The 18920-nt window shown below is 64.9% G+C and carries 15 protein-coding genes; 5 read left to right on the plus strand and 10 right to left on the minus strand.

Going from position 1 to position 18920, the window contains the following annotated elements; translation table 11 throughout:
* Positions 1–11 precede the first annotated feature (11 nt).
* The 4 genes from FHR22_RS01395 to FHR22_RS01410 all read left to right on the plus strand — a co-directional run bounded on the left by FHR22_RS01395 (position 12) and on the right by FHR22_RS01410 (position 4715).
* The gene (locus tag FHR22_RS01395; protein WP_166938162.1) at positions 12–1724 is read left to right on the plus strand and encodes a class I adenylate-forming enzyme family protein; all 1713 of its coding nucleotides are present in this window, start codon (positions 12–14) and stop codon (positions 1722–1724) included.
* 102 nt (positions 1725–1826) lie between these two features.
* Positions 1827–2663, plus strand: a complete 837-nt coding sequence (locus tag FHR22_RS01400; RefSeq protein ID WP_166938164.1) for a cytochrome b/b6 domain-containing protein — start codon at positions 1827–1829, stop codon at positions 2661–2663.
* On the plus strand, positions 2656–3435 hold the full coding sequence (locus FHR22_RS01405; protein WP_208417439.1) for a molybdopterin-dependent oxidoreductase: 780 nt from the start codon (positions 2656–2658) through the stop codon (positions 3433–3435). Before FHR22_RS01400 ends, FHR22_RS01405 begins: the two co-directional genes overlap by 8 nt.
* Positions 3436–3476: 41 nt before the next feature.
* Entirely contained in the window at positions 3477–4715 is a 1239-nt protein-coding gene (locus FHR22_RS01410) for an SAM-dependent methyltransferase (protein WP_166938166.1), read from the plus strand.
* On the opposite strand, the gene FHR22_RS01415 is transcribed toward FHR22_RS01410, so the two are convergent.
* The 3 genes from FHR22_RS01415 to FHR22_RS01425 all read right to left on the minus strand — a co-directional run bounded on the left by FHR22_RS01415 (position 4703) and on the right by FHR22_RS01425 (position 7874).
* Positions 4703–5140, minus strand: a complete 438-nt coding sequence (locus FHR22_RS01415) for a DUF1801 domain-containing protein (protein ID WP_166938169.1) — start codon at positions 5138–5140, stop codon at positions 4703–4705. The two genes, FHR22_RS01410 and FHR22_RS01415, sit on opposite strands and share 13 nt — an antisense overlap.
* Positions 5141–5200: 60 nt before the next feature.
* Entirely contained in the window at positions 5201–5671 is a 471-nt protein-coding gene (locus tag FHR22_RS01420) for a DUF3237 domain-containing protein (RefSeq protein WP_166938171.1), read from the minus strand.
* Between the two features lie 67 nt (positions 5672–5738).
* Positions 5739–7874 (minus strand): TonB-dependent receptor, encoded by a 2136-nt coding sequence (locus FHR22_RS01425; RefSeq protein WP_166938173.1) that lies wholly within the window; start codon positions 7872–7874, stop codon positions 5739–5741.
* A gap of 220 nt (positions 7875–8094) precedes the next feature.
* Between FHR22_RS01425 and FHR22_RS01430 the strand changes: the two genes are divergently transcribed.
* Positions 8095–9450: an MFS transporter gene (locus FHR22_RS01430; protein WP_166938175.1), complete on the plus strand. Its 1356-nt coding sequence runs from the start codon at positions 8095–8097 to the stop codon at positions 9448–9450.
* Positions 9451–9673: 223 nt separating this feature from the next.
* On the opposite strand, the gene purU is transcribed toward FHR22_RS01430, so the two are convergent.
* The 7 genes from purU to FHR22_RS01465 form a co-directional block, all read right to left on the minus strand.
* A complete protein-coding gene (purU, locus tag FHR22_RS01435; RefSeq protein ID WP_341786527.1) occupies positions 9674–10513 on the minus strand; it encodes a formyltetrahydrofolate deformylase in 840 nt (279 codons plus the stop codon).
* Positions 10514–10535: 22 nt separating this feature from the next.
* A complete protein-coding gene (locus FHR22_RS01440; RefSeq protein ID WP_166938179.1) occupies positions 10536–11099 on the minus strand; it encodes a sarcosine oxidase subunit gamma in 564 nt (187 codons plus the stop codon).
* Positions 11092–14019, minus strand: a complete 2928-nt coding sequence (locus FHR22_RS01445; RefSeq protein ID WP_166938181.1) for a sarcosine oxidase subunit alpha family protein — start codon at positions 14017–14019, stop codon at positions 11092–11094. Before FHR22_RS01445 ends, FHR22_RS01440 begins: the two co-directional genes overlap by 8 nt.
* Positions 14016–14300 carry a sarcosine oxidase subunit delta gene (locus FHR22_RS01450; protein ID WP_166938183.1) on the minus strand — a complete coding sequence of 95 codons (285 nt, stop codon included), beginning with the start codon at positions 14298–14300 and terminating at the stop codon, positions 14016–14018. Before FHR22_RS01450 ends, FHR22_RS01445 begins: the two co-directional genes overlap by 4 nt.
* Positions 14301–14312: 12 nt before the next feature.
* The gene (locus tag FHR22_RS01455) at positions 14313–15560 is read right to left on the minus strand and encodes a sarcosine oxidase subunit beta family protein (protein WP_166938186.1); all 1248 of its coding nucleotides are present in this window, start codon (positions 15558–15560) and stop codon (positions 14313–14315) included.
* Positions 15561–15627: 67 nt separating this feature from the next.
* Positions 15628–16518, minus strand: coding sequence for a bifunctional methylenetetrahydrofolate dehydrogenase/methenyltetrahydrofolate cyclohydrolase FolD (gene folD, locus FHR22_RS01460; RefSeq protein WP_166938188.1), 891 nt, complete (start codon positions 16516–16518; stop codon positions 15628–15630).
* A 116-nt stretch (positions 16519–16634) separates the two neighbouring features.
* Positions 16635–18794: a TonB-dependent receptor gene (locus FHR22_RS01465; RefSeq protein WP_166938191.1), complete on the minus strand. Its 2160-nt coding sequence runs from the start codon at positions 18792–18794 to the stop codon at positions 16635–16637.
* Between the last annotated feature and the right edge of the window lie 126 nt (positions 18795–18920).

Here is an 18920-nt window from a genome sequence, read left to right on the forward strand (position 1 = left end):
AGAGATGCCCGATGCCATCCGCGCTCGATTTGCGCCTGGACGCTGCCTATAATCTGATCACGGGCCCGGGCGGTCCGATCCAGGTCGGAACTGTCGAACGTTTCGGGCGCGACCTGCCGATCATCACCAATGCGCCGACGAATCTGGCCGACTATGTTGCGTTTTTTGCTGCGCAGCATGGCGATGCGACTTTCCTCGTCGAAGGCGATGAGCGACTGAGTTTCAAGGAGGTGTATGTTGCTGCACGCCAGGTCGCGGCCGGGCTGGTCGACGGATATGGCGTCCAGCGCGGCGACCGCGTCGGCATCGCGATGCGCAACGCCAACGCCTGGTGCGTGACCTATGTCGGCGTCCTGCTCGCCGGGGGCTGTGCGACCCTGCTCAACGGCTGGTGGCAGGGCGGCGAACTGGCCGCGGGGATCGAGGATACCGAAACCAGGCTGGTCATCGCCGATGTCCAGCGTGCGGCGCGGCTCGAGGAGCCCGGGGTCGGCCATGGCGCAAAGGTCATCACGCTCGACATCGCGCAGCCGATCGACCGCGCGATCGCGCCGATCACAGCGGCGGGCGGCAGCGCCGAGACGGTGCTGCCGGTGCTTACCGGCGACGATCTTGCCACCATCCTGTTCACCTCGGGCTCGACCGGCCAGTCGAAGGGCGCCTATTCGCGCCATCAGGCCGTGGTGCAGGGGATTTTCAACTATGTGACGCAGACCGCGAGCATCGTCCATCTGCTGACCCAGGACGGGCTGATGTCGGACATCCAGCCCGCGACGCTGATCTGTACGCCGCTGTTCCACGTCACCGCGGAAATCCCGGTGTTCCTGCAAAGCTTTGCCCTCGGCCGCAAACTGGTCCTGATGCCGAAATGGAATGCCGAGGAAGCGATGCGGCTGATCCAGGACGAACAGTGCAATTATTTCGTCGGCGTTCCGCTGATGAGTTACGAGATACTCACCCATCCGAACCGCAAGAATTACGACCTGTCGACGTGCAAGAGCTACGCCGGCGGCGGCGCGCCGCGCCCGCCCGAGCATGTGAAGCGATTGTCGGAGGAGATGGGCGATGCGAAGCCGCTGCTCGGTTATGGCCTCACTGAAACCAATGCGGTCGGTTGCGGCATCATCAATGAAAATTATCTCGAAAAGCCACTGTCGACCGGTCCGGCGTCGAAACCGCTCGTCGACCTTGCGATCCTCGATGACAATGGCAACGCGCTTGCGCAAGGGCAGGTCGGCGAAGTGTGCATCCGTTCGATCTGCAATTTCGAAGGCTATTGGAACAATGCGGCGGCGACCAAGGCCGCCTTTTTCGACAATGGCTATTTCCGTTCGGGCGACCTCGGCTATCTCGACCCCGACGGTTATTTGTTCATCGTCGACCGCAAAAAGGACATCATCATCCGCGGCGGCGAGAATATCAGCTGTCAGGAGGTCGAGGCCGCGATCTACGAACATCCCGACGCCAATGAATGCGCGGTCTTCGGCCTGCCCGACGAGCGGCTGGGCGAAGTCGTCGGCGCGGTGATCTGGATGAAGCCGGGCAGCACGGTCGCAGCGGAGGATATGTGTTCATTCCTCAGTCAGCGGCTCGCGCCCTATAAGGTGCCGTACAAGATCTGGATGTCGAACGAGGCGCTGCCCAAGCTGGGCAGCGAAAAGATCGACAAGGTGACGCTGCGCGGTAAATATCGCGAGGAATATGCCGCGGAGGTGGTGGCGTAGTTTCGCTGACTCGTCATTGCGAGGGCCGCAGGCCCGTGGCAATCCAGAGTAGCGCAGCGCCGCTCTGGATTGCTTCGCTTCGCTCGCAATGACGGGAGAATCATGGCCGGGACCGACAATGCTGCGCCGCCGCACCGCGTCTATCGCCACCGGCTGCCCGCGCGCATCTGGCATTGGGTCAATGCCCTGACCTTGCTCATCCTGCTGATGAGCGGGCTGATGATCTTCAACGCGCATCCGCGGCTCTACTGGGGGCAATATGGCGCGAACCCCGACTATGCCTGGTTTGCGATCGGTTCGACCCCCGACACGGGTTTCGTGCGCATCGGATCGACGCGGATCGAAACCACCGGGATGCTCGGCCGCTGGACCGATGGCGAAGGGGTCCGGCAGGCCTGGGCCTTTCCCGGCTGGGCGACGATCCCCACGAGCTACAATCTGGCCGATGGACGGCGCTGGCACCTGTTCTTCGCGTGGGTGCTGTCGATCGCCTTGACGCTCTATATGCTGTGGACGCTGCTTTGCGGTCATCTGAAAAAGGATTTGCACATCCGTCGCGCCGAATGGTCGCCGCGTCATATCTGGCACGACATCAAGGATCATGCCCGTTTGCGCTTTCCCAAGGGGGAGGCGGCGGCGCGGTACAATATTCTCCAGAAATTCAGTTATATCGGCGTCATCTTTGTGCTGCTGCCACTGATGATCTTCACCGGGCTCACCATGTCGCCGGGGTTCAACGCGACCGCGCCCTGGCTCGTCGATCTGTTCGGCGGGCGGCAGTCGGCGCGTTCGATCCATTTCATCGCCGCCTGGGCGCTTGTCGCCTTCTTCCTTGTCCACATCATCATGGTTCTGCTCGCGGGGCCGGTGAACGAGATACGCTCGATGATCAGCGGCTGGTTCCGCCTGCCGCCCGAGCGGAGTGCCGGCGATGCGTGACTTCATCGTGCCGCGGCGGCAACTGATCGCGCGAGCGGGCGGGCTCGTCGCCGCGGCGGGCGCGCTGCCGCTCCTGTCGGGATGCGACGCGATCAACGACGCGCCGGCGGTGCGCAAGATCCTGTCGCTGGGCGAGACGATGCATCAGCATAGCCAGCGCGCGCTGACCGACCGCGACGCGCTCGCGCGCGAATTCACCCGCGCCGACCTGTCTCCCGTCTTCCGCTCGAACGGCACCAAGCTGCCGCAGGGCGCCGCCTATGCCGGGCATGCCGCGAGCGGCTTCGCCGACTGGCGTGTCGCGGTGACCGGTCTCGTCTCGCGGCCGCTGTCGCTGTCGCTGGCCGATATCCGCGCGATGCCGCAGCGCACCCAGATCACGCGCCATGATTGCGTCGAGGGGTGGAGCGCGATCGGGCAATGGACCGGGCCGCGGCTCGGTCGCATCCTCGCCGCGGCGGGGCTCCGTGACAGTGCGCGCTTCATCGTTTTTCGCTGCGCCGACCGGATCGGCGACGCGCTCTATTATGAAAGCTGCGACCTCGTCGACGCGCTGCATCCGCAGACGATCATGGCGTGGGCGCTCAACGGTGCCGTGCTGCCGATCGCCAACGGTGCGCCGCTGCGCCTTCGCATCGAACGCCAGCTCGGTTACAAGCACGCCAAATATGTGAATGCGATCGAAGCGGTCGCCAGCCTCGACGGGCTTGGCGAAGGAAAGGGCGGCTATTGGGAAGATCGGGTGGATTATGAATGGTATGCCGGTATTTGATGGCGGTCCGAACCTTGGCTATAGCGTGAGTCGTTGATTCTATGTCGATTCTCCGTCCATTTCTCTCCCGCGTCATCCGCCACGGCCAGTTGACCGTTGTTGCCCCCGACGGGTCGCAGGAAATATTCGGTGCCCCCGCACCGGGTTTCCCCGACGTCACGCTGCACTTCGCGACCCGCCGCGGCATGCGCCGCATCGTCCTCGATCCGCGCCTTGGCGCCGCCGAATCCTTCATGGACGGCGATATGCGGATCGTGGAAGGCGACATCATGCAGCTGATCGCGCTGATCCGCATGAACACGGCGTGGGATCGCGGCGGCAAGCTCGACGACAAGACCGTCGTCGGCGAATGGATCGATTGGGTGAAGACGCGGCTCAATTCGATCAACCGGCGGCGCCAGTCGCGTGCCAATGTCGCGCATCATTACGACATCGGCAACGACCTCTACCGGCTCTTCCTCGACACCGATATGCAATATAGCTGCGCCTATTGGCCGCGCCCCGACATGACGCTCGAAGAGGCGCAGGAGGCGAAGAAGGCGCATATCGCGGCGAAGCTGGCGCTCGCGCCGGGGCAGCGGGTGCTCGACATCGGCTGCGGCTGGGGCGGGATGGCGATCACGCTCGCGAAGCTCGAACAGGTCGAGGTGCTGGGGATCACCCTGTCGGAAGAACAGCTCGCGCTCGCGCGGCAGCGCGCCGAGGCGGCGGGGGTCGCCGACCGCGTGACCTTCGAACTCATCGACTATCGCGACCTTGCGGTGCGCGCGCCCGGAGGTTTCGACCGCATCGTGTCGGTCGGCATGTTCGAACATGTCGGCGCCGCCAATTTCGACACCTTCTTCCGCGCCGCCGCGAACCTGATGACCGCCGATGGCGTCATGCTGCTCCACACGATCGGCCGCTTCGGCAAGCCGGGCGCGACCGATGCCTTCACGCGCAAATATATCTTCCCCGGCGGCTATATCCCCGCGCTCAGCGAAACGCTGGCGGCGAGCGAGAAAAGCCGTCTGATCGCGACCGATGTCGAGACGCTGCGGTTGCATTATGCGCTGACCCTGCGCCAATGGTATGCGCGGACGCTCGCGCATGAGGCACAGATCGTGGCGATGATGGGCGACCGCTTCTTTCGTATGTGGACCTTCTACCTCGCGGGTGCGACCGCGGCGTTCGAAAGCGGCGGGATGGGCAATTATCAGATCCAGTTCGCGCGCAGCCGCCACGCGCTGCCGCTCACCCGCGACTATCTGGGCGAAGCCGAAGGGCGTTACGCGGGATAGGTCTCGTTCATGACGTCCCAGCTCAGCGCGATGAGCCGTTCGAGGATAGCAAGGTCGACGTCGGCGAGCTTGTGCACATAAAGGCACGCCTTGCCCGTTTTATGCTTGCCGAGCTCTGCGAGCAGCGCGTCGGCTTCGCCTTGCCGCGGACCGTAATGCCCCATCAGGTAGAGCGTCATCGCCGCCTTGCGCGGGCTGAAACCCGCGCGGCACATCGTTCCCGAATGGCCGCTGTCATAGACATAGTCATAGCTGCCATAGCCGATGATCGACGGTCCCCACATCTTCGGCGCCACCCCGGTGACGCGCCGGTGGATCGCATCGACGATCGCGGCCTCGTCGCGCCGCCGCGCGTCGGGAACCGCGGCGATGAAATCGGCGACGCGGATTTCGGTCGCCTTGGTCGTGATCTCCGCTTTGCCCATCGCGCGTCTCCCGGCCGGCAGGATAGCGGCCATGCGCGAAGTTTCCAATCGGACGATGGTCTACAATAATTCGAACACGTCGTAGCGGACCGCGCCGCCGACGCTGGCGCCCAGTCCGACCGCGACGATATCGTTGAGCCACGCATAGCGTTCGTCGCCGGTTTCGAACATCGGGGTGGTGCGGAAATAGATTTCGGCGCGGTCGGCGTCGGTCTGCGGTCCGCCGCTGCGCGCATGTTTATGCGCGACCGACAGCGGGCGCAGCACGCCGCGATAGGACACATAGATCAGCGCTCCGTCATGCGTTTCGAAGGTGATCCGCGCGTCGAGCCGCAGCGTGTCATTGTCGTCGATCGTCGCCCAGTCGCCGCCGCTCGGCATGACGCGGCCGCGCAGTCGCTCGCCCTCGACTTCGCCGCCGGTCAGCGCGGCGATCATACGGCGCCCGAAATGCGCCTTGCCGATCTGCTGCTGCGGCTCGGTGAAAGCGGCGCGGTACGAGCAAAGATAACGGAAATCGGGCTGCTGCATCGAAAATTCCTCCATGGGCCGGAAAAGGGCGGGCGCGGCGGGGCAGGGGTGCCCGCCGCGCCGCCGGTCAGATTTTGAACGCCACCGTCACGCCATAGGTGCGCGGCGGCGCATAAGGCGTCAGGATCTGGCGATAGGCACCGAAATAGGTGACATAGGTCGGCACCAGCTCGTCGGTCAGATTCTTGCCCCACACCGACAATTCCCACTGCTCGCCGGGCCCCGCGATGCTCAGTCGCGCGTCGAGATTCTGGTGGCTCGGCCACAATTGCTGCGGAATGTTCGATGCCTCGAAATAGGCGTCGTCGACCCAGCTGTAATCGACGCGCAGCTTGCCCGACAGCTCGCCGAGCGGGGTTTCATATTGTCCGCCGATGTTGAACTTATGCTTGGGCGAACGCGGCAGGCGGTTGCCGGTATAGGCCTGCCCCGGGATCGTATATTCGCTGAACTTGGCGTCGAGCCAGGCATAGCTGCCGTCAAGCTGCAGCCCCTGGACCGGGCGCACCACCACCTCGACCTCGGCGCCCTTGATCTTCGCCTTCGCCGCATTGCTGACGACGACGCAGCACAATGGGACGAGCTGCGAGACCTGAAGGTCCGAATAGTCGGTCTTGAACAGCGCGGCATTGATGCGCAGCTTGCGGTCGAACCAGTCGGTCTTGGCGCCGATTTCATAGCTCCACGCAAATTCGGGGTCATAAGGCGTCGACGCGCCCGCGGCGGTGCCCGACAGGCCCTGGAAGCCGCCGCTCTTGTACCCGCGCGCGACCGAGCCATAGAGGAGGACGTCGTCGGTCGCCTTCCAGTTCAGCGCGAAGCGCGGCGTGAATGCCTTCCACTTCTTGGCCGCGGTCACGTCATAACCGCCCAGCGTCCCGAGCGGCGGGGGCAGCCCCGGGCCGTCGTCGCCCTTATAGCCTGCGAACCGCCCGCTCTTGCGCTCCCACGTCATGCGCGCGCCGACGGTAGCGGTCAGCGACGGGACGATCTCATAATCGAGCTGGCCGAAGATCGCGAAGCTGCGCGCATTCACCGACTGCGGGAAAATGCCGATGCCGGTGATCGCCGGGGTCGCGAAATCCTGGATCTGCCCCTGCACGCGATCGGTATTTTCCTTTAGATAATAAACGCCGGTCTGCCCGCTCAGCCGTCCGTCGAACGCGTCGAAGGCAAGGCGCAGTTCCTGGCTGAACTGCTTGTTCTTCTCGTCGCCGAAATCGGTCGATTCGATCTGGTTCGGCGGGTTGATCGGGTTGCTGAAAAAGGGCGTCTCGAATTCGAAATCGACCTTGCGCAGCGCGGTCAGCGACGTCAGCGTCCCGAACGGCAGGTCAAGGTTCACTTCGGCTGAATAGGATTGCGTCGTCCGCTTGATCAGCCCGTCGATATAGGCGTTCACCACACGCGGGTCGGGGTTGATCCCGACGCAGTGGACGCCGCCGTCAAAGCTGGTGTCGCAATTATTGTGGCGCGGATTGCCCTTCTGGTCCTGATGCGAGACATCGGCGCGCAGGATGATGTCGAGCGTGTCGGTCGGCACGAAACGCAGCGCGACGCGGCCCGTCGTGACGTTCTGGTCGTTGACGTCATGCCCCGTCGTCTCGTTGAACTCGAACCCGTCGCGCTGCTTGTGCGACAGGCCGGCCGAAAGATAGATTTTGTCGGTCAGCGCCATATTGCCGCGCGCGATGACGCCGACGCGGTCGTAATTGCCGTAGGTGCCTTCGAAGTAAAAGCTGTTGTCGGCCGACGGCTTGCGGCTGACGAACTGGACGATGCCGCCGATCGCATTCTTGCCGAACAGCGTGCCCTGCGGCCCGCGCAGCACTTCGACGCGCTCGAGGTCGAGGACGTCAAGGTCGGGGGTGCCGCCGCGGCCCGCGTAAACGCCGTCGACGAACACGACGACCGACGGATCGCCGCCCGCATTCTGGCTGATCCCCGGCGCGCTGCCGATGCCGCGCATCGCGAAATTGGTGTTGATCGGGTCGACCGCGCTGGCCGAAAGCCCGGGGGTGCGGGTCGCGATGTCGGCGACCGTTTCGATATTATTGTCGCGAAGCTGTTCGGAACCGAAGGCGGTGACCGACACCGGCACATCCTGCAATTTCTGTTCCTGGCGCTGCGCGGTGACGATGATGTCGCCGCTCGTGTCCACCGCGGCGTCCTGCGCCAAGGCGGTACCCGGTATTGCCGCCATCGCGGCTCCGCTCAGCAAAAGGGCGGACGCACGCCTGCGATATTCGGACATATTATCTCTCCCATCCAGTCCCGTCTTGTCTGTGCATCCGATCCAGCTTGACTCTGTGATGCGCATATACTTAGATAACTAAGTAAATACCCTATATAGAAGCGTTTGACATTGCGCAAGCGTCGGGCCGCGAGAGTCCGGCGGGCGAAGAAAAAAGACGGGAGAGCGTGTGACCGATCCGATCGAAAGCAGCGAAACCGCGGCGCCGTGGCCGCGCCCGGCTTACAGCTGGTATGTCGTCGGCGTCCTGCTGCTTGCCTATACGCTGTCGTTCGTCGACCGGATGATCCTCAGCCTGCTCGTCGCGCCGATTCGGGCCGCGCTCGATATTTCGGATACCCAGGTCAGCCTGCTCATCGGGCTCGCCTTCGCGCTCTTCTATACCCTGCTCGGCCTGCCGCTCGCCTGGATCGCCGATCGTCATAATCGCCGCAACCTGATCGTGGCGGGGATCGGTTTCTGGAGCGTGATGACCACGGCGTGCGGCTTTGCCGGCAGCTATGCGACGCTGTTCCTCGCGCGGATGGGGGTCGGCGTCGGCGAAGCGACGCTGTCGCCCGCCGCCTTTTCGATGCTCAGCGACTATTTTCCGCGCGACAAGCTGGCGCGCGCGATCGCGGTCTATTCGATCGGGGTGCCGCTGGGGTCGGGGATTGCGCTGATCCTCGGCTCGTTTGTCGTCCAGGCGGTGCTCGCCGCGCCGATGGTCGACCTGCCTTTTTATGGCCCGATCGATGCGTGGCGGATGATCTTCGTCTGGGTCGGCGCGCCGGGGCTGCTGATCTGCCTGCTGATGCTGACCGTCCGCGAACCCGTTCGCCGCGACGTCAGGCGCCTCCAGGCGGCGATGTCATCGGCGCCGGCGGCCCCCGGACTGCTCGCGCATCTGAAACGGCAACGCGCCGCGCTCGGCGCGCTGTTCCTCGGCATGTCGCTGATCGGGCTGGTGATGTACGGCGTCATCGCCTGGGTGCCGACCTTCTTTGCCCGCACCTATGGCATGAATGTCGCCGACGCCGGCCTGTGGTTCGGCATCATCATGGCGATCGGCGGTGCGGCGGGGCTGATTCTCGGCGGGTCGCTCGCCGATCGCCTCTATGCGCGCGGCGTCGCCGACTCGCATCTGCGCGTGATGCGGCTGTCGATCCTGCTCGGCGCGCCGCCGCTGTTCGCTGCCGCCTTCATGCCGGGGGCGCCGCTTGCCTTCGTGATGCTGGCCTGCGCCTTTCCGATGCTGACGATGCACGGCGTCGGCACGGTGGCGCTGCAATTGATTACCCCCAACCAATATCGCGCGCGGATGACGGCGCTGTATTTCTTCATCGTCAACCTGACCGGGCTCGGCTTCGGGCCGATGGTCATCGCGCTGCTCACCGACAATCTGTTCGCCGACGACGGGGCGCTGCGGTACTCGATCGCGATCGTCACTGCGGTCGCGATGCCGCTCGCCGCGATCATCCTGACGTGGGGGTTCAAGGCCTTCGCTCGCGAACTGGAACGGATGTCGGCAGCGGAAACCGCCTAGGCTGCGTGGACAAATTCGAATGTCCATTGGCGGCCGGAAGCTGCCGTTCCCTTCGTCGTCACCCCGGACTTGATCCGGGGTCCCGCTGGACGTCGAAACCTGCGCTACCTTCAAAAAAGCGGGATCCCGGGTCAAGCCCGGGGTGACGAAGGTGAGTGGAGCTCATGGCAGCTCCCCACCCCAAAGCCGACGTTCGACAAGTTGCGAATTTGTCCACCGACTCTTAAAGCACCACCGTCTTGTTGCCGTTCGCGAAGATGCGGTGTTCGGCGTGCCAGCGGACGGCGCGGCTCAGCACCGATGCTTCGATTTCGCGGCCGATCGCGACCATCTCGTCGGCGGCGACGGCGTGGCTGACGCGGCGGACATCCTGTTCGATGATCGGCCCTTCGTCGAGGTCGGCGGTCACGAAATGGGCGGTCGCGCCGATGATCTTGACCCCGCGGCCATGCGCCTGATGGTACGGCTTGGCGCCCTTGAAACTCGGCAGGAAGCTGTGGTGGATGTTGATGCAGCGGCCGTCGAGTTTCGTGGAAAAATCGTCCGACAATATCTGCATGTAACGCGCGAGCACGGTGAGTTCGGCGCCGCTTTCGTCGATGATCGACAGGAAACGGGATTCCTGCGCTTCCTTGCCGTCGCTCATCGGCAGGTGGTGATAGGGCAGGCCGTGCCACTCGACCGTCCTGCGCATCGCATCATGGTTGGACACGACGCCGACGATCTCGATCGGCAACTGGCCGATCTCCTGCTTGTGGATCAAGTCTACCAGGCAATGGCCGAATTTGGAAACCGCGATCAGCACCCGCTGCTTGCGGCCAAGGTCCTTGAGGTCCCAGTCGAAGGTGAATTGCTCTGCGGTTGCCGCCAGCTTTGCCGCCAGCACTTCCTGATCGACGGGGCTGGTCAGTTCCATGCGGCAAAAGAAATGGGCGGTTTCGGGATCGCCATAGACTTCGGCGGCGCGGATGTCGCAGCCTTGCGCGGCGACAAGCGGGGTCACGGCGGCCATGATCCCCGGGCGATCGGGCGAGCGAAAGCGCAGGACGAAATTGTGGGTCACGAGTGGGGCTCCTGATCGAAAATCAAGCGCGGGCGAACAGGCGCCCGGCATAGGCGGCCATCGTCTGGTCGACGATGATCCGGAAACGGGGGGCATCGCCCGTATCGGCGAGCCGGGCGATGAACAGGCCGGTGTCGCCGAGCAACGAGCGTGCGGCGGCGCCGGCCGGAAAGGCGTCGGGCCAGAGGTCGAGCGGGCAATGCGCCGCGAGCGCCGCGCGGGCGCTTTCGCCTTCCAGCAGGAAGGCGGTACGCGCGTGGCTGAAATCGATCGCCAGCAGGTCATCGGCGCCGAGCGCGGTCGCGCGCTCGACCCACGCCGCAACCGCGGCTTCGGCGCCGGTGATCAGCCACTCGCCGGGCGCCAGCCAGGCAAAGGCGAGATCCCCGCTCCCGATTTCGCGGCAGGGAAGAGGCGGGGCAATGCCGGCGATCTCCTGAAAGCGCGCGTCGGCGGCGCGCCCGAAAATGCGCAGCTTGGCGATGCCCAGCCCGGTTTCGGTCCGGACGGACAGGCCCGGCCGGACGATGTCGGCGACATCGGGGCCTGTGCGGCGCAGCAGGGCGGTGGGGTTGGAATCAGCCATGGGTGCGCTCTCCTGCGGGGTCGAAGAAGCGCGGGTCGGCGATCCGCGCCGCGCGCCATTGGCCGAGATCCCAGATGCGCACCGTCTCGCCCATCCGGTCGCGCCCGCGTTCGACGAGCGCCATTGCGATTGGGCGTTCGAGCGTCGGCGAATAGACGCTCGACGTCACCCAGCCCTGGGTGCCGCGCGCTTCGGTCGCATCCGCCGGAAGGACATGCGCGCCGACCTCGATCGGCGGCCCGCCGTCGGTCACCTCGAGCCCGACGAGCTGGCGCCGGTCTTCGCGCAGGCCATCGGGCCGCATCGTCGAGCGGCGGCCGACGAAATCATCCTTCTTCTTGGCGATCGCGGGGCCAAAGCCCAGATCCTGCGGATAGGTCGTGCCGTCGGTATCCGACCCGACGTGCAGGAAGCCCTTTTCGATCCGCATCGCCATCAGCGATTCGACGCCGAAGGGGGTGATGCGATGGGGTTGCCCCGCCTCCATCAGCGCGTCCCATAGCGCGGCGCCATAGCCCCACGGTACCGCGATTTCATAGGAAAGCTCGCCGGTGAAGCTCACCCGCTGCACCCGCGCGGGCACGCCGCCGACGGTGCCGGCGCGATATTGCATGTGGGCAAAGGCGTCGGCCGACAGGTCGATATCGGTGCCAACCGCCGCGAATATCTCGCGCGCCTTCGGGCCGGCGATATTCATCACCGCCCAGCCGGTCGTCACATTCTCGACCAGCACCCGCAGGTGCGGCCATTCGCATTGCAGCCATTCGTGGAGCGTTTCGGTGATCGCGGCGGCATGGCCGCTCGTCGTCCCGACCAGAAAATGATCCTCGCCGATCCGCGCGAACACGCCGTCGTCATAGACGATGCCATGTTCGCTCAGCATCAATCCGTAACGGCACTGCCCGACCTTCAATGTCCGGACGCCGCCGACATAGATGCGCTGCAGGAATTCGGCGGCGTCGGGCCCCTTGACCTCGATCTTGCCGAGCGTCGAGGCGTCGAACAGCCCCGCCGACCGGCGCACTGCATGGACCTCGCGCGCGATCGTCTGCTGCTCGCTCTCGCCGGCTTGCGGGAAATAGGCGGGGCGCAGCCAGCCGCCGTAATTCTCCATCTTCGCGCCCAGCGCGACCTGCGCGGCGTGCGAGGGCGTGCGTGCGAGCGGCGCCAGATCTTCGCCCACCGCGCGGCCAGCGAAGGCGCCGATCGTCACCGGGTCGAACGGCGGCCGGAACTTGGTCGTGCCGATCGCCGGGGCCGGGGTCTTGAGCAGGCCCGACAGGACATGAATGCCCGCAACGTTCGACGTCTTGCCCTGATCGGACGCCATGCCCAGCGTCGTGTAACGCTTCAGATGCTCGACCGAGCGGAAATTCTCGCGGCTCGCGAGCTGGACGTCGGCGACCGTCACGTCGTTCTGGAAATCGAGCCAGGCGGTCTGCGCCCTGGTGTCGCCATCGGCAAAGCGCCGGGTCGGACCGACGGCGGCCTGCACCGGCGCTTCGACCGGCTCACCGCGCATCGCGGCGCGTGCGGCATCGATCGCGGTATCGCTGTCGAGGATGCCGGCGGCAGCGCCGACGCTGATCGCGTCCTGCGGCGCGCCCTTGGGCAGGAACGCCTGCAACCCCTCATTATAGGCCAGCGATCCGCCCGCCTGCGAATGGAGATGCACCGCCGGGTTCCAGCCGTCGGACGTCAGGATCGTGTCGCAGGCGATGCGCCGCCGTACGCCGCCGCCGAGCGCCGCGACCTCCAGCCCGCGCACCGCGCGCCGGCCCTTCGCGGCGAGCGGCACGAAGCCCGCCAATATCTCGATCCCCCGCTGCCGCGCCGCGTCGGCACCGGCGCCCGGCGCCGCCCGCGAATCGACGATCGCGGCGACGGTGCAGCCCAGATCGTGGAGCGCGAAGGCGGCATCATAAGCGCCGTCATTGTTGGTGCACAGCACCGCGCGCGTGCCGGCCAGCGCGCCATAACGCCGCGCATAGGTCTGCGCCGCCGAGGCGAGCATCACGCCGGGCAGGTCGTTGCCCGAGAAGGCGATCGGCCGTTCGAACGCGCCCGTCGCCAGAATCACCTTCTTGCACCGCACCTTCCACAAGCGCTGGCGCGGCCCCGACCGCTGTTCGGGCGGCAGGTGATCGCTCACCCGCTCGTACAGCGCGACGAGCCCATGGTCGTAGAAACCCGACGCCATCGTGCGGTTGAGCAGCAGCATGTTCGGCGCCGCACGCAGCCGCGCCAGCGCCGCGTCACGCCACGCGAGCGGGGCCAGCCCCTCGACCGGTTCGGCCGCGGACAACAGCCCGCCGCCATATTCGAAATCGGCTTCGACCAGCATGACGCGTTCATTGCCGGGCAGCGCCGCCGCGGCCTCGGCGGCCGCCAGCCCCGCGGCGCCCGATCCGACGATCAGCGTGTCGACGTGGGCAAAGCGATGTTCATAATGGTCGGGATCGCGTTCGGCCGGCGCGTCGCCGAGACCCGCCGCCTTGCGGATCGACGGCTCGAACAATCGCCAACTCGGCCAGAAGAAGGTCTTGTAATAAAAGGCGGCCGGGATGAAGCGCTTGAACAGCGAATTCACCGCGAGCAGGTCGAACTCGACGCTCGGCTTCGCATTGACCGGCGTCGCCGACAGGCCTTCGTAAAGTTCGATCTGCGTCGCCTTGACGTTGGGCACGGTGACCGCGCCCGCTTCGAGCTGGACGATGCCGTTCGGTTCCTCCAGCCCCGCCGCGATCAGGCCGCGCGGCCGGTGATATTTGAAGCTGCGCCCGATGATCGAAACGCCGTTGGCGATCAGCGCCGAAGCGAGCGTGTCGCCGGCATAGCCCTGATAGGATTTGCCGGCCCAGCGGAAGCTGATCGGCTTGCTGCGGTCGATTGCGCCGCCTTCGGAACGCCGGCCGCTCATGCTGCCGACCCCTCTGCCAGCGTCTCGCCCATCGGATAGACCGCCGCGATCTCGTGCGTGATCGTGTCGCGTGCGACGTTGAACCATTGGCCGCAGCCCGCCACATGGAGCCAGCGCTCGCGATGGCCGCCCTTGGGATTGGCGCGGTAGAAAAGATAATCGGCCCAGGCCTGGTCGCTGACCTGGTCATGCGGCCCCGGCCGCTCGACATGCGCTTCGCCGCCGCAGCGATACTCGATTTCGGCGCGCGGACCGCAGTGAGGGCAAGTGATCAATAGCATCTGGAAAACCCCTTAGTGCGCGATGCCCGAGGCCGAGGCCTCGTCGATCAGCGCCCCGGTTTTGAAACGTTCGATGCCGAACGCGGCGGCAAGCGGGTGCGACGTGCCGGTCGCCATCGCATGCGCAAGGCACCAGCCCCCCGCCGGGATCGCCTTGAAGCCGCCGGTTCCCCAGCCGCAATTGACATAGAATCCGCCAAGGTCGGTGGCGCCGATGATCGGCGTCGAATCATGGACGACGTCGCAGATGCCCGCCCACTGGCGCAGGAAGCGCATCCGCGAGAAAGCGGGGAACAGTTCGATCACCCCCGCGGCGGCGCGCTCCATCCACGGCAGATTGCCGCGCTGGGCGTACGACAGATAGAGGTCGAGCCCGGCCCCGATGACCAGTTCGCCCTTGTCCGACTGGCTGAGATAAGTGCCCGTCGCGGGCGACAGCAGCACCGTGTCGAGGCAGGGCTTCACCGGTTCGGAGACGAACGCCTGCAGTGCATAGGAGTTGATCGGCAGGCGGACGCCGGCCTTTTCGGCGACGACGGTCGAATGGCCCGCGACCGCCATGCCGACGGTTTCGCTGCGGATCGTGCCGCGACTCGTCTCGACCCCGCGGACATGGCCGTCCTCGATCAGAAAGCCCTGCACCTCGCAATTCTGGATGATGTCGACGCCCAGCGCCGACGCGCCGCGGGCATAGCCCCATGCGACCGCATCGTGGCGCGCCGATCCCGCGCGCGGCTGGTTGAGGCCGCCGAGGATGGGAAAGCGCGCCGCGGTGTTGAGTCCGGGGATTTCCGCACGCACCGCGGCTTCGTCATGCAGTTCGGCGTCGATGCCGTTGAGGCGCATCGCATTCGCCGACCGGCGCAGCATCTCCATGCCGTGCCGGTCATGGCCGAGCATCCACATGCCGCGCTGCGAGAACATGATGTTGTAGTTGAGCTCGTGCGACAGGCCTTCGTAGAGCTTCAGCGCGAATTCGAAGAAGGCCGCAGTTTCGGGGAAGAAATAGTTCGACCGGATGATCGTGGTGTTGCGGCCGGTGTTGCCGCCGCCGATCCAGCCGCGCTCGATCAGCGCGACCTTGGTGATGCCGTGGTTTTTGGCCAGATAATAGGCGGTCGCCAGCCCATGCCCGCCGCCGCCGATGACGATTGCATCGTAACGCGGCTTGGGATCGGCGTCTTCCCACGCGGGCTGCCAGCCGCGCTGGCCGTTCAGGCCTTCGCGAAGCAGGGACAGGGCGGAATAATGTCTGGTCAATCTCGGATCCTCCGATAGTTTGCATACAGAGGTGTATTTTAATTTTCAACTGCAATTTTGGCCAAATTCATTCCTGAAAAGCCAAGTTTTCAGCGGATCGATCGTCCCGCACCAAGCCGCGTTCGGCGGATGCAATAGTGTTTTCCATCAACATGGTGACGGTCATCGGACCGACGCCGCCGGGGACCGGGGTGATGCACGAGGCTTTGGCCGAAACGCCGTCGAAATCGACGTCGCCGGTGATGCGTCCGTCGGGCAGCCGGTTGATCCCGACGTCGATGACGACCGCGCCGGTCTTGACCATCTGCGGGATGATCAGCCCGGGCACGCCTGCGGCGACGACGAGGATGTCGGCCAGGATGGTGAATTGGGCAAGGTCGCGCGTTTTCGCGTGACAGATTGCGACGGTCGCATCGCGCGCCATCAGCATCAGCGCCATCGGCTTGCCGACGATGTTGCTGGCGCCGACGACGACGACATTCTGGCCTTCGATGGCGATATTCTCGCTTTCGAGCAGCTTGACGACGCCATAGGGGGTGCAGGGCGAAAAGATGGTGTTTCCCGTCACCAGCCCGCCGACATTGTAGAGGTGAAAGCCGTCGACGTCCTTTTCGACCGAGATTGCCTCCAGTACCTGATCGAGCGCGATATGCGGTGGCAGCGGCAACTGGACGAGGATGCCGTCGATGCCCGCATCTTCGTTGAGCAACGCGATCGTCGCCAGCAATTCGTCATTGCTGACGGTGGATGGAAAGCGAAGGCAGGTCGACTGGATGCCCGTCGCTTCGCAGGCGCGGATCTTGTTGCGCACATAGACGGCCGACGCCGCGTCGTCGCCGACCAGGATGACGGCAAGGCCGGGTGCCGCGCCGCGCTGTTCGGCGATCGCGCCCGCGCGCGCCAGCAAACCCCCGCGCAAGGCGCGCGCCAGCCTCTGTCCGTCGATTATCTTCGCCATTTACTAAACCCTCGTTGGAAAAACTGTCTCGATCCTGGCGATTGCCCCGACGCAGGACAGCGGCCCCGCCGGAACGGAGCCGCTGCAATCGCCGCGACAAGGTGCGGGATGGTGCGTCAGAAATTCATGCGCGCATTGACCCCGATCGTGCGCGGGCGCTGTTCCAGATTCTCGAGGAACACCCCGAACGGGCCGACGATGTTCGGCGCATCCTCGTTGAACAGATTGTTGGCGAACACCGCGACTTCGACCGGCCCGATTGCGGCCCCGACCCGCGCATTGACCAGATCGCGGCCGGGGCGGGGGATGATTTGCCCGCCGAAGTTGCGCAGCGTGATCTGCCCGGCTGCGGCATGCTGGTAATCGACGCGGACGATGCCGGTGACATCGCCGCCGAGCGATGGGCGGAAGTCGAGCGAGGCCGACCAGGATTCGGGCACCGCAGCGTCGACCGGATCGCCCGGCAGCTTGTCGGCGGTCACATTCTTATATTCCAGATTGTTCCAGCTATAGGTGGCGCTAAGCGTCAGCGCCGGCATCGGCCGGACCATCGCCGACAGGTCGACGCCCCAGCCGGCGACATCGCCCGAATTGGTCGTGATCGTGATCGGGCTGCCCGGCGCGAAGGCATAGGATTGCACGTCCGACCACAGGGTGCGGTAGACGCTGGCATCGAGCATCAGCTTGCCGCCGAACAGCTGGTGCTTGGTGCCCAGCTCATAGGTCCAGACCACGTCGGGCTTGAAGCTTGGCGGAACGTCGTAAATCCCGCCGCCCGCGGACGTCAGGTTGAACCCGCCGCCGCGGAAGCCCTTGGCGACGCTCGCATACACCATCGAATCGGGGGAGATTTCATAGCTGATGTTCAGGCGCGGATTGACGGTTTCGAACGTGCCCTGATTGATGTCGACAACGTCGATGCCGAAATTCGTGCTGTCCGAAACCTGGCTTTTCCGTTCGTGGAAATAGCGGACGCCGGCGGTGACCTTCAATTCGGGCGTGATCGTTCCGGTCACTTCGCCGTACAGCGCGAGATAGCGGATCTTGGTCCGCTGATCGAGGTAGAGGATCGATTGCCGCCCGTCGCCGAACAGGGCGTCGGCGGGCACCTCGTTCGGCGCGGTCTGCGCATCCGATGTGACGCGATTTTTCAATTCGCGATAGTTGATGCCCAGCGACCAGTCGATCGCCGATTCACCGTGCGACGCAAGCCGCAGTTCGGAATTGAAGATTTGCTGATTATAGCCGGCGGCCAGGGTGACCTGATCGATGAAGCCGGGCGCGAGACCCAGCCCGCCCAAGGCGCGCGGGGCGGTCAGCACCGGCACATAGAATGGCGACAGATCGTTGGCGCTCCGGTTGCTGCGGTCGATATAGCTCAGCGAACCCGCCAGCACGGTGCCGCCAAGGTCGTAGTCGAACTTGCCCTGCACCAGCGTATAGCGTTCCTTGTTGAACGCCGGACTGGCGACCGTCGTCTGGCGATTGACGCCGAAATCCTGATTGGCCTGATCGCTCTTCTGGTAAAGCCCCATCAACGACAGGCTGAGCTGGTCGGTCGGCTCGACCAGCAAGCTGCCCCGCACCGTGTAAAGATCCTGCGCGTTGACGTTCTTGTCGCCGGTCGTGACATTGTCGATCCACCCGGCGCCACGCTCGTAACCGCCAACGAGGCGCACCGCGGCGATCTCGCCGAGCGGCAGGTTGATGACCCCGACGCCCTTGTATCCGTCGCCGCCGTACCGCGTTTTGCTATACTCGCCCTCGGCCGAACCGCTGACCTGACCAAGCTTCGGGGCAGCAGGAATATAGCGGATCGTGCCGCCCATCGACCCTTCGCCGTAAAGCGTCGCCTGCGGCCCGCGCAGCACCTCGACCCGCTCCATGTCGAGCAGGCGGACCGAGATCGAATCCCCCTGGATGTCGAGCGCGAGCGGCGTTTCGTCGAGATAGACGCCGACGGTCGACGCGCCCTGAATGTTCGCCATGCCGCGCAGCTGGACCACCTGCTTGCCGGGCCCATATTCATAGAGCGACAGGCCGGGGACCGAATATTGCAGGTCGCCGAGCGAGGTGGCGCCGCGCGAGGCGAGTTCGTCGGCGCCGATCGCCGAAATCGATACCGGCACGTCCTGAAGCCGCTGCTCGTAGCGCTGGGCGGTGACGATGATATCGCCGGGGGCGGCGTCGGCGCTGTCGGCGGCATCCGACTGGGCATTCGCGGCGACCGGACACAGCGCCGTGCCGACCCAAAACGCCACCATCAATCGTTTCATCTTTTCCTCCCCAACTGGTCGATACCGAGTCATTATTCTTTCATGATCATACAGTAGTGTACTGTATGTCAATGTCTAAATTATTTTGCCTGTAATGCCCGGAAACCGGGACGTTTTCGGCCTTCT

It is taken from the genome of Sphingopyxis panaciterrae (genome assembly GCF_011762125.1).
In the GTDB taxonomy this organism is placed as follows: domain Bacteria; phylum Pseudomonadota; class Alphaproteobacteria; order Sphingomonadales; family Sphingomonadaceae; genus Sphingopyxis; species Sphingopyxis panaciterrae.

Coding starts and splice junctions, on each gene's coding strand:
- FHR22_RS01395 (WP_166938162.1), top strand. CDS start 12: ATGCCATCCGCGCTCGATTTGCGCCTGGACGCTGCCTATAATCTGATC.
- FHR22_RS01445 (WP_166938181.1), bottom strand. CDS start 14,019: ATGAGCGGCCGGCGTTCCGAAGGCGGCGCAATCGACCGCAGCAAGCCG.
- FHR22_RS01400 (WP_166938164.1), top strand. CDS start 1,827: ATGGCCGGGACCGACAATGCTGCGCCGCCGCACCGCGTCTATCGCCAC.
- folD (WP_166938188.1), bottom strand. CDS start 16,518: ATGGCGAAGATAATCGACGGACAGAGGCTGGCGCGCGCCTTGCGCGGG.
- FHR22_RS01415 (WP_166938169.1), bottom strand. CDS start 5,140: ATGGGCAAAGCGGAGATCACGACCAAGGCGACCGAAATCCGCGTCGCC.
- FHR22_RS01425 (WP_166938173.1), bottom strand. CDS start 7,874: ATGGCGGCAATACCGGGTACCGCCTTGGCGCAGGACGCCGCGGTGGAC.
- FHR22_RS01465 (WP_166938191.1), bottom strand. CDS start 18,794: ATGAAACGATTGATGGTGGCGTTTTGGGTCGGCACGGCGCTGTGTCCG.
- FHR22_RS01420 (WP_166938171.1), bottom strand. CDS start 5,671: ATGCAGCAGCCCGATTTCCGTTATCTTTGCTCGTACCGCGCCGCTTTC.
- FHR22_RS01405 (WP_208417439.1), top strand. CDS start 2,656: ATGCGTGACTTCATCGTGCCGCGGCGGCAACTGATCGCGCGAGCGGGC.
- FHR22_RS01440 (WP_166938179.1), bottom strand. CDS start 11,099: ATGGCTGATTCCAACCCCACCGCCCTGCTGCGCCGCACAGGCCCCGAT.
- FHR22_RS01410 (WP_166938166.1), top strand. CDS start 3,477: ATGTCGATTCTCCGTCCATTTCTCTCCCGCGTCATCCGCCACGGCCAG.
- FHR22_RS01450 (WP_166938183.1), bottom strand. CDS start 14,300: ATGCTATTGATCACTTGCCCTCACTGCGGTCCGCGCGCCGAAATCGAG.